The organism is Coprococcus sp. AF16-5 (assembly GCF_003479365.1).
GTDB classification, from domain to species: Bacteria; Bacillota; Clostridia; order Lachnospirales; family Lachnospiraceae; genus Coprococcus; species Coprococcus aceti.
In genome coordinates this window covers 1-6898 of sequence record NZ_QUGZ01000015.1, presented here as the reverse complement: position 1 = coordinate 6898, position 6898 = coordinate 1, and the positions used below count along the sequence as shown (strand labels likewise).

General features: G+C 35.6%; 12 protein-coding genes and 2 pseudogenes. 2 read left to right on the top strand and 12 right to left on the bottom strand.

Annotated features, from left to right (window positions below; genetic code table 11):
• Positions 1 to 302: 302 nt before the first annotated feature.
• From DWW70_RS14615 to DWW70_RS14605, 3 genes are all read right to left on the bottom strand, one after another.
• Entirely contained in the window at positions 303 to 680 is a 378-nt protein-coding gene (locus DWW70_RS14615) for a hypothetical protein (protein WP_118650120.1), read from the bottom strand.
• Positions 681 to 931: 251 nt separating this feature from the next.
• On the bottom strand, positions 932 to 1282 hold the full coding sequence (locus DWW70_RS14610) for a hypothetical protein (RefSeq protein WP_238051840.1): 351 nt from the start codon (positions 1280 to 1282) through the stop codon (positions 932 to 934).
• Between the two features lie 318 nt (positions 1283 to 1600).
• Positions 1601 to 1834: an Imm74 family immunity protein gene (locus tag DWW70_RS14605; RefSeq protein ID WP_055274067.1), complete on the bottom strand. Its 234-nt coding sequence runs from the start codon at positions 1832 to 1834 to the stop codon at positions 1601 to 1603.
• An 82-nt stretch (positions 1835 to 1916) separates the two neighbouring features.
• On the opposite strand from DWW70_RS14605, the pseudogene DWW70_RS15610 reads away from it, so the two are divergent.
• Positions 1917 to 2116, top strand: a pseudogene (locus DWW70_RS15610) (IS110 family transposase); the annotation flags it as partial.
• A 65-nt stretch (positions 2117 to 2181) separates the two neighbouring features.
• Here DWW70_RS15610 and DWW70_RS14595 read toward each other — a convergent pair.
• From DWW70_RS14595 to DWW70_RS14570, 6 genes are all read right to left on the bottom strand, one after another.
• Positions 2182 to 2580 carry an Imm7 family immunity protein gene (locus DWW70_RS14595; RefSeq protein WP_007884552.1) on the bottom strand — a complete coding sequence of 133 codons (399 nt, stop codon included), beginning with the start codon at positions 2578 to 2580 and terminating at the stop codon, positions 2182 to 2184.
• 18 nt (positions 2581 to 2598) lie between these two features.
• Positions 2599 to 3015: a restriction endonuclease fold toxin gene (locus tag DWW70_RS14590; RefSeq protein ID WP_243869244.1), complete on the bottom strand. Its 417-nt coding sequence runs from the start codon at positions 3013 to 3015 to the stop codon at positions 2599 to 2601.
• 272 nt (positions 3016 to 3287) lie between these two features.
• Positions 3288 to 3542, bottom strand: coding sequence for a hypothetical protein (locus DWW70_RS14585; protein ID WP_133300859.1), 255 nt, complete (start codon positions 3540 to 3542; stop codon positions 3288 to 3290).
• A gap of 69 nt (positions 3543 to 3611) precedes the next feature.
• Positions 3612 to 4265, bottom strand: a complete 654-nt coding sequence (locus DWW70_RS14580; RefSeq protein WP_133300858.1) for a polymorphic toxin type 30 domain-containing protein — start codon at positions 4263 to 4265, stop codon at positions 3612 to 3614.
• Positions 4266 to 4426: 161 nt separating this feature from the next.
• The gene (locus DWW70_RS14575; RefSeq protein WP_055148017.1) at positions 4427 to 4657 is read right to left on the bottom strand and encodes a hypothetical protein; all 231 of its coding nucleotides are present in this window, start codon (positions 4655 to 4657) and stop codon (positions 4427 to 4429) included.
• A gap of 2 nt (positions 4658 to 4659) precedes the next feature.
• A complete protein-coding gene (locus DWW70_RS14570; protein WP_055148020.1) occupies positions 4660 to 5025 on the bottom strand; it encodes a TNT domain-containing protein in 366 nt (121 codons plus the stop codon).
• A gap of 150 nt (positions 5026 to 5175) precedes the next feature.
• On the opposite strand from DWW70_RS14570, the pseudogene DWW70_RS14565 reads away from it, so the two are divergent.
• Positions 5176 to 6126, top strand: a pseudogene (locus DWW70_RS14565) (IS110 family transposase); the annotation flags it as partial.
• A gap of 7 nt (positions 6127 to 6133) precedes the next feature.
• On the opposite strand, the gene DWW70_RS14560 reads toward DWW70_RS14565, so the two are convergent.
• From DWW70_RS14560 to DWW70_RS14935, 3 genes are read right to left on the bottom strand one after another with little or no spacing between them, the layout of a single operon-like run.
• A complete protein-coding gene (locus tag DWW70_RS14560) occupies positions 6134 to 6424 on the bottom strand; it encodes a hypothetical protein (RefSeq protein ID WP_055148023.1) in 291 nt (96 codons plus the stop codon).
• Between the two features lie 13 nt (positions 6425 to 6437).
• A complete protein-coding gene (locus tag DWW70_RS14795; protein ID WP_147359047.1) occupies positions 6438 to 6626 on the bottom strand; it encodes a hypothetical protein in 189 nt (62 codons plus the stop codon).
• Positions 6619 to 6765, bottom strand: coding sequence for a hypothetical protein (locus DWW70_RS14935; RefSeq protein WP_156337962.1), 147 nt, complete (start codon positions 6763 to 6765; stop codon positions 6619 to 6621). The genes DWW70_RS14795 and DWW70_RS14935 overlap by 8 nt, the downstream gene beginning before the upstream one ends.
• Between the last annotated feature and the right edge of the window lie 133 nt (positions 6766 to 6898).

Sequence of the window (6898 nt, the reverse complement as noted above, 5' to 3'; positions counted from 1 at the left end):
AATAATTTCCAGCTAATCTATGGTTGACTTTTCATAGCTGGTCTCCTGAAACTTGTTCTGCATATGCCCCTGAGTCTAATTTCCATCATCCAACATCTCTACCAGTAGCATTTTAGTTTTTCTTAATTTAATTGCAAAAAATACATTGTTTTCATAACAAATACTGTTATGAAAACAATGTACTTTTACAAATCAAAAATTTTACGCTAATTGTTTTAACCTAAATAGTCTTTTTTATTTCTTCCAAATCCTTTCATCAAAGCATCTTGAACTATACTGACATTATTAACCTACTCTCTTGCTTATAGGTTCTCATCATAAATATCCAATTTTTCTACGTTTATTGTTAAATAGCAATTTTTCAAGGCGTAAAACCGCTCATCAAAATTTGTTTCTATTTCTATAATTGTATCACCAAATTGAAATGTTGCGCATCCGTCTTCTTCATATTCAAGCAATAATAGGGTAATTTGAATGTTTCCATTCACCATTTCTATATGATATTCTTTCGTATCACATAAAACAAAGGACTCATAATCACATAACATATCAATATCCATTTCAACATAATATACCTTATCAATCGGTCTATTATTACCCTTCCATATTCCCTTTGCATTTCCATAATCAGTAGAAAAATACACAACTTCATCCAATACTTTTTCAACATATATTTTCATTTTATCTGTCACCTACTTCTTAATTCTAATAAGTGTATTAAAGTATTCAATCACATCATTCGCCGAATCATTCAGCCTTGGTTGCCTTTGCCGGTATTGATCCAACCACCATCTGACTGCCACCGGTGCAGTGGCAAGAAAGCCTACCACCATAATCTACGCCGTATTTCGGGATGGTAAGCCTTATGAGCCTAAGAAATTCTGTTAATATATGGTAGTGAGACTACGAATTAAGCCTGCCGGCGGGAGGCTTAGTTGTGATGCTCATTTTTAAATTTTCGAACTTTATCACACCACTCATCAATTAATTGACGAAGTTCTTTTGTATCAACTTCACACCAATTCCCCATAGCATCCTCTGCCAGATTATCATATACTTTAGTCGTTTTAGGACTTATTTCCGCACAACATACATTTCCATTTACTTCTTCATATTCACTTTCCCCTGACAGTACTCTATCAAAACCTGATTTAATCCATTTTTCAAAGGGCAATACATCGCATGACATAAAAGTTGTCAACAACTGATATTTCTCATCAAATATGATACTTATATCCTCAATACCATTTTTTAATTTATATTCTTCTATTCTGTATTTCATTTCTATTCCTCCGGAAATGCTGAAATAATTTTACCACTTTGATCCAAAAACATATCTATTTTCATACCATTATTAGCTACTCCCTGATATGTATTTCTTGTGCCATGAAAACAATGCGTTCTGAGTCTGTGAAGGACAATATTCAGTTTTGATTTTTGATGTCCTTAAGTGCACCCAGAAGGCAAATTCCGTCCTAGAAGTGTCTCTAAATTAATCTTCATAGATAAATCGCCTTTGGCGAGAATCGTTCCGATTAATTTAAAGATCGTGGTTGATTTTTTAGGTGGTGGGCATCCTCACGTGGAGACATAATACATATTATTCAAAAACAATTTGAACCGTATTTTCATTCATATTTCTCTGAACTTCCTGTATTATACTCTCAATTTGCTCTTCTAGAAGTTCTTCATGCTCATGTGGGGGCTCCCAAAATTTCATTGTATCTCTATATACCACAAACTTTTTGCCTACAAGCATTTCTCCTTCTGCTTTTACAACATATCCGTTCCCCAGATCAATTTTTACGTAATTCATACTACCTGTTATTTTCATGTTTTTCTACCTCTAGATAATAATTTTTCCTTGCTGGATTTTTCTAATTTCTAAATGGTCTTATATGTACTCAGAGGGAAAATCATCCCTAAGGCATGCAATCTTCCTTGCTGCAACCACCTGTCCTTTTCACAACAGTCCTTTAATGCCTATTACAAAAAGAAGCGTGAGCAGGGCAAACACCATCTGACTGCCACCGGTGCAGTGGCAAGAAAGCTTACCACCGTAATTTATGCCGTGTTACGGGATAGTAAACCTTATGAACCTAAGAAGTTCTGTTAAATGTCTGGTAGTGAGACTAGGATTTAAGCCTGCCCGTGGGGAGGCTTAGTTCGCATGTGTAAAGATTAATCAAACTCCTCTATCATAATGCTACATGGACTAAAATTTTCATCTCTTTTCCATTCACACTTACCTTTCTTAGATACTAGAACCCTAAATTCATCACTATATACTTCATCTTCATCATCCAAATAATACAGCAAGCCATAACTACCCGTGGCAATCTTAGTAATGTTCTCATACATACTAATCATCTCTTCTGTTCTTTCTGTCTTATGGTTTTCCATCACACTAAACTGAACAAAACGCGAATAATTTTTTTCTATTACTTTTAATTCATTGTATTTTAACTTCTTGATTAAATTATCAATGTCATCAAATACTTTTTTTTCATCTATTTCTGGATGTAAATCTTCATCCAAATATGTAGCTCTTATCTCTAACCACGCATAAATCGTTACCATAGTAATCCTCTTTCTTTTCTAATTTAAAATTCCCAAAGGTTCAGTATCTATTATTACCTCAACCCCATATCTCTCGCTATACTCGTATAATTTATCAAGTACTTCCTGACTCGGAATTCCCTCAAATTGATAATAAATTTTTCTTTCGTATTTTTTTGCTGCTTCAAAAGTCGCTTTCATCTGTGTTCTAACCGTTTTATTAACACATTTTAATGGTGGTTTAGCTTGTGCAATATATTGATCTGAAATCACATCAAATTCACGCTGAATTGGATCATCCGCAAAAGCAGATCTCGATTGACCTCCAATTCTTTTAGCTAATTCATCAGCTGCTGCATCTTTAGTATTACATTGAATTATTTCCCTTGACTTCCCATAGCTGGTCTCACAAGTAATACTACTTTCAGACTCCACCCGTCCTTTGCTAGTAGACATAACCCTATTTTTTCCATCTGCTTTTGACGATGACTTTCCACCCTCAAAAACTGACCGCAAAACAAATGATGTCATTGCACCCTCTGCCCAGGCCTTGGCTACATCTCCGCCTGTTATTGCTTTATCATATTTGTTTCCATGATATATGTATGTAGCAAGAAAGCTTACCACCGTAATCTATGCTGTAGTACGGGATGGTAAGCCCTATGAACCTAAGAAATTCTGTTAATATATGGTAGTGAGACTACGAATTAAGCCTGCCGGCGGGAGGCTTAGTTGTAGTGCATAGAAATAATCTCATCAACATATTCTTTCAAATCATCTTCCAAATCTTCCCTTATAGCAATAATTGATTCCCAATTTAAATCTTTTCCTATATCATAATAATTCACAGCATCACATATCATATTCAATATTGCCTCTCTTGTCTGATACTTCATACCTTGAAAATTAATTGTTACATAGTCTTCAATTAACAACAAAAGTTGTTCTTTGGAATAATCGTGCATTCTAATTCTATCATCCATATTGGAGACCAACTCCTCTAATTTTTTTTCATCCAATATCCTTAACACCTCCATTAATCACCCACTAATTCAATTTTGATATGGATCCAAGATTGGTATATGTGTATCATTAATAATAACCTCATCATAATCCGGACCATTGGGATTAAAATACTTTGCTTCACGAAAATCATTTATTGTAGGGTCAAAATATCTTCTACCACATTGAACTCTAACAACCCAACCATTATAAGCATTAGAGCCAACCGGGGCACTTGGGTCCACATTGTGTACTCTAACTCTATATGTCTGCCCATTCTGAACCCACTTAAACTCAAATCCTTCTGTAGCTCCTCCCTGTACTGGATATAACTCTCTCAAAACTGCTTCATCTGGAATTCTATCCAATATCTCGTCTACATTACTTCCTTCTAATTCTGTAAAATCACCAATTTTTCCACTTGACTTCCCATAGCTGGTCTCCGTCTTTGACGATGACTTTCCACCTACAACAGACTGCATAGCAAACGATGTTGCCGCACTTTTTACCCAAGTCTTAACTATATCTCCGCCAGAAAAGTCTTTATCATACTTATTTGAATGATACGCGTATACCACAGTATCTACAGTTGCATCAGATACCATATTCATAGCTTTTACAGCCATGACTCTTCCTACTGTGAGTTCTGCCCCTGACATAATTGCAGATGTTCCAGCTCCTAATCCTCCACTGATTGCACCCAATATTGCTCCAGATTCAAAGCCACTTGCAAATCCATCAAAAACGACTTTCCTGCTCTCACTGATGCTTCTTCTTAACTTTTACTATAAAGCAATGCGTTCTGCATCTTTGATAAATTTTTTAGTTTTAATTTCGGTTGTCATTATATGGATACATTATCAATTTATTTTCTTGCATATCTTTTCATTTTTCGCAAAAAAAACTCACACGCCTCTGATTCTGTTTCAAACAATTTCAATCCACTTTTGCTACCACGCTCGCTATAATATACTTGCCATTTATCTTCCTTTACAATGCATAATTTTTCATTTGGCAGGCCCCCCACCATTATTGAATATAATTCTTGTGGAATCTCCATCATTTCTAGTTCTTTTTCTAATTGTTCTACTGTCATGCTTATTGAATTCTCCTTAAAATACCAGCATCTAATAATTCATCTACTGTATCTGGCAACAAATATTGTATTCCTCCGCCCGGTTCATCAAACCAAGATGCTATACTACCCGATTTTACATTAATTGGTTCAACAACCTCAAATACACTATATGGTCTTTGGTCTGTTCCTGGTTGTAACACTTCATCCATTGGTATATCAGCAAATTCATTTTTTTCTGTCCAATTTATTGCCCCTGTTTCTTGATTATAATACTTTGGATTGTCAAATACATCCTTATACTTTAAATAAAGTTCATCGTCAGGTGTATAATCCCAATAGATAGAGGTGTGCGTCACCACTCTTGAAGCACTTGTGACTTCGTTCATTGAGACTGCTCCCTCTGCTTTGCAGAATTTTGCGTATTAGCTGGATGTTGGCAGCATATGTGCTGTACTTCGTATATCTAACCAGATTGTAACCCGCATTGAAGTGAGGATTCTATCTACTTATAATTCATAAAAGAAAGGATTTCAATTATGTACATCGTAGGCATTGATATTGGCAAAAATCATCATGAAGCATCCATTGTTTCACCTGAAGGCAAACAAATCGGCCCTTCTCTTCGCTTTGCAACTACACACAAAGGTGCAGATTCTCTTATGAGCTTTATCTTTAAAAACATCGGTAATTCCCCTTGTGTATTTGGCATGGAAGCTACAGGTCATTACTGGTATCCCATTTATTCATTTCTAAAAGCAAAAGGATATACTATCTATGTAATCAATCCTATCCAGTCTGATTCTTTGAGAAAAATGTATATACGACAAACCAAAAACGACTCAATTGACTCTTTTTTGATTGCAGAAGTGATACGTTTCGGTCAGTTTAGGACTACTTCCATGGGCATTCTGGAAAAGTATCTCACCCCTGAGAATATTGAGAATGCACCAATAGATGAGCTCTTTGAAATCATAAAAGATAAGAGCCACAACCGACTTACCAGAGCTAAAGCCATTTCCATCAAAGAAGCTGCAGCTGATACCTTTGGTATTAAGATAGCACAGGATGCTTTCTCTTTCCAGTTAAAACAGCTCATTGACAGAATGAATTTTCTTGATAAGCAGATTGAAGCTCTTGACTGCCAGATTCTTGAGTACTACAAGAATTTTGATTGTTATCTTCATACCATTCCCGGAACAGGCATGATTGCTGCTGCAACCATTCTTGCTGAAATCGGTGATATAAACAGATTTAAGAGTTCATCTGCCTTAGTTGCCTTTGCAGGTATTGATCCAACTGTACGACAATCCGGTGAATTTAGCAGCACTCATAATCACATGTCCAAACGGGGTTCACCTTACTTACGGCATGCCATTTTTCTCGCTGCAACTGCCCGTTCTTTCCATAACAGTCCGTTGAATGCATATTACAAAAAGAAACGTGACCAAGGTAAACATCACTTAACTGCCACAGGAGCTGTAGCAAGACTATGATTTAAGCCTGCCTGTGGGGAGGCTTAGTTGTGATGCTCATTTTTGCTTCCATATTATATTCACGTTTTCCTGCTAAACACTCTAAGAAATACATCCACTCATCTTTGCTAACCTCTTCTTCGCCACTGGCATAATGTTTTAATGTAAAAAAAGCATCTGTTATCAGTTCCTCATCTGAGTCATATATTTTTTCACAATCAAAATCATCAATTAAATATTCCATTAATACATTTTTATCTATATCACCTTTTACCACTTTTTCTATTATTTTTTCCATTTCATTATGATACATATCAACCTCCTAACTAATGTCCCTTGTTTATCAATTGTCCCGATGAAATTCTTACAGCATCAAAGTCTCTGTGAATAATATATCCCCTGGCATCTGTAACTTCATGAATCAAATATTTTGTTCCTAATTCATCACTATATTTATATACAACAGAAGTTCCTCCTTCAGTAGATGCACGGGAACTCATTATCCTTTTATTCAACAGTGAAAAAATCTTCTCCTCTAGCTTCAACCTGTCCAATTTTATCTATTGTGGCTTTATCTGTATAAAATTTTCCATTTCGATTTTCAATATTAGTCAGAAAATCTGCTGTAGTATCATATTTTCCACGACTTCCCATAGCTGGTCTCACAAGTAATACTACTTTCAGACTACCCCCGACCTTTGCTAGTAGACATAACCCTATTCTTTCCATCTGCTTTGGGTGATGACTTTCCACCCTCAAAAACTGACCGCAAAACAAATGATGTTAT